This is a genomic window from Sulfolobales archaeon, assembly GCA_038897115.1.
Taxonomy (GTDB): domain Archaea; phylum Thermoproteota; class Thermoprotei_A; order Sulfolobales; family AG1; genus AG1.
In genome coordinates this window covers 1-2755 of record JAWAXC010000181.1, presented here as the reverse complement: position 1 = coordinate 2755, position 2755 = coordinate 1, and the positions used below count along the sequence as shown (strand labels likewise).

2 protein-coding genes are annotated in these 2755 nt (G+C 38.9%); one reads left to right on the top strand and one right to left on the bottom strand.

The annotated features are described in order from the left end of the window. Positions 1 to 185: 185 nt before the first annotated feature. Positions 186 to 1553, bottom strand: a complete 1368-nt coding sequence (locus tag QXE01_12520) for a bifunctional hydroxymethylpyrimidine kinase/phosphomethylpyrimidine kinase (protein ID MEM4972062.1) — start codon at positions 1551 to 1553, stop codon at positions 186 to 188. 70 nt (positions 1554 to 1623) lie between these two features. On the opposite strand from QXE01_12520, the gene QXE01_12515 reads away from it, so the two are divergent. After that, complete coding sequence (locus tag QXE01_12515) at positions 1624 to 2397, top strand: sulfide-dependent adenosine diphosphate thiazole synthase (protein MEM4972061.1); 774 nt, start codon at positions 1624 to 1626, stop codon at positions 2395 to 2397. The last annotated feature ends 358 nt before the right edge of the window (positions 2398 to 2755 follow it).

Genomic DNA, 2755 nt, shown 5'->3' with positions numbered 1-2755 from the left:
GCCTATACTTCTCGGTCCAAAGAAGCTGTGACAAAGTTTCTGAACTCACTATATCACACCATGAAAGAGTAATTATAGCATAATAATAAAGAAAAATCTCGGATCAGACGGAGTTGCAGCCTTACTCATTCTTCAGAATTATAAGGTTTAAGGATCTGATGTCAGATTTATTAGAAGCTTTTTATCTATTCTAAAATCCTTAAGAGCTTCTCCACTACCTCGATAGCATCTCTACCCAGTATCCTTATCATAGCTTCTTTACCTACGTCTCCAGTATCATATATAAAGTCTGGAACTCTCTCACCACATTTTTTCAAAGCTTCGCTGGCGATCCATTTAAGGCTGCTACCTTCGATTCTCTTAGAGTTTTCAGGTTCTTTAGTTCTATCAATTTCCACAACTAAATAACCTAGTTCAGTAGCTTTCCTCACATACTTCTCATCATACTTTATATTGATCGCTGCTCTTGTCTCAGGACTTCTCTTCAAGACTTCAATAACTAGCCTAGCTAGATGCGATGATGCACCAAATCTAACCGGACCTACAGCTTTAATACTATTTCCATACTTCACTATTCTACCCATAACCCCCGCAACGTCTTCAGGTCCTCTAACATATTGTGCTGGTATACTCTCTACTAAATTCATACCCACCTCAGGAACTGCTTCGCGAATTTTCTCAGAATTCTTAAGTAGTTTTTCTAGCGCTTCTTCAACTCTTAATAAGGTTAAGTATCTGTGTGCAGATATCTCAAGCCATGCTACTGGATTAATTAGACAACGTTCTCCGTCTAATACTACTTTGAACTCTATAGCTTTATCTACGAATTCTTTAGCCCTAGATACTGCATCAAAAATACTTAAACCCTTAGCTAGATAAGCAGTTATAGCAGCAGAGAAGATATATCCAGCTTCATGAGTACACTTACCATTAACTGAACTACTCAAAATATAATATCTATCGTTCCAGAATAGAACATATGAGATTTCATTGTTTCTAATGTAGCTACCCTTAATTAACACTGCTTCGCAAGAATACTCCTCATGAATCTTTTTGGCTGCCAGTTTAGAATCTTCTAAGTTCTTTATCTCTATTCCTGAAAGAAATTCTGCCTCGGTCTTGCTAAGAGTCACTATCTTAGCTTGAGGTAGCAACTCTCTCTTCAGAGTTTCAATAGCATCCTCTTCAAACAACCTAACACCACTCTCAGTGATTATAATAGGATCTACTACTAAAGGAAAAGAAAACTCTCTAACTGCTCTACCTATAGAACGTATTATATAGCTGTTGCCCAACATGCTAGCTTTTCCAGCATCAATACCTATCTCCTCAGCTATAGCTCTGATCTGTTCGTATACTACTTCGGAAGGCATATTATACGCCGTTGTAGTCTTATACGTGCTTCGTATTGTCACACCTGTTATAGCAAACGTTCCGTGAACGCCTAAGGAAGCGAATGTCTTTAAATCTGTTTCAATCCCCACACCACCACTAGAATCGTTGCCACTTATCGTGATAGCAACTCTCCACAGACGGCTGCTCAGCGCACTCACCAGCACTTGGTTATTATTAAAAATTAAAATCTTTAATGACAAGCCAGTCAAGTTTTTAATGGTGAGTGAAATGGAGTCTCTTGAGTCGAGAATTTCTAAGGCTATATGGAAGGCTACGGCAGATGACTGGCTAAAACTAGTAAACACAGATGTTGTAATAGTAGGCGCAGGTCCTTCAGGTCTTACAGCTGCTAGGTATCTAGCGAGCTCAGGTCTTAAGACACTTGTGCTGGAAAAAAGGTTAAGCTTCGGCGGAGGTATAGGAGGCGGTGGAATGCTGCTACATAAGATAGTAGTTGATGTGAGAGCTCTACCTATATTGAAAGAATTCAACATCAGATATGAGTACATGAGCGAATATGATCTCTATGTACTAGATTCTTCAGAACTTATGGCTAAACTAGCAGTCGGAGCTATAGATGCTGGAGCTAAGATAATACATGGAGTCACGGTCGAAGATCTAATAGTTCGTGAAGAGCCATTTAGAGTTGAAGGAGTAGTAGTACAGTGGAGTGCTGTATCTCTGGCAGGACTTCATGTAGATCCTCTCTTTATCCACTCTAAAGCTGTGGTAGATGCTACAGGACATGATGCCGAAATTCTCAGAATACTTGAAAAGAAGAACCCATCTGTAGGTATTAGAGTACCCGGTGAGAGATCCGCCTATTCAGAATTAGGTGAGCTGAAAGTAGTTGAAATGACTGGCAAAGTTGTTGAAGGACTTTATGTGGCTGGAATGGCTGTCGCAGCTCTAAAACATCTCCACAGAATGGGACCTATATTTAGTAGTATGCTACTTTCAGGTAGGAAAGCAGCTGAAGAGATATTGAAAGATATTAGATAGAATTATTTTTATAGAGATATTTTTATAAGCTATGTATTTCTCCTCTGGCTAGCAGCCCTTATCAGGCCGTGATGAGCATCCTCTTTAAAATCATGTAAAACATTGTTACTCGCTGTAAATCAATTAATTGTTAACTTCAACTCGAGATCTTCTAAGCATTAAAGTTTTGGTATATCCTATAAGACTAGCTTAAGAATGAATATTCGCCTTATCACATTAGCAAGGACTAGTTGTAGGAAGAGAAATCCGGATCAGACGGGGTTCTAGCCTAATCATCTCTCATAGGATAGAGCGTTCATCATCAATATTAGAATTCTGGGAAAGATTATTTAAAGGAGCACTATTATGTGCTTGATCT